Below are 221 nucleotides of genomic sequence, written 5' to 3' on the forward strand. Positions count from 1 at the left end.
TCAGTGGTGGTGATGCGGGTAACTCTCGAACGGGAGCCACTGCGGTTTCACTGGACAGTAATGGAGATACCAGCATTACAGGTTATGCTGGGGAAAATGATTTTTATACGTTTGTCGCGCAACACCCTGGCACCGCGACCATTAATTTAACGGAATTGAGTTCAGATATTGATTTAAGGTTATTGAACAGCTCTGGATCACGGTTGGATTCCTCCTCTTCG

Annotated in this window: 1 pseudogene; it reads left to right on the forward strand. The window is 46.6% G+C overall.

From position 1 onward, the window contains the following. Positions 1–221, forward strand: a pseudogene (locus tag JWG39_RS17500) (S8 family serine peptidase); the annotation flags it as partial.

It is taken from the genome of Desulforhopalus vacuolatus (assembly GCF_016918505.1).
Classification (GTDB): Bacteria; Desulfobacterota; Desulfobulbia; order Desulfobulbales; family Desulfocapsaceae; genus Desulforhopalus; species Desulforhopalus vacuolatus.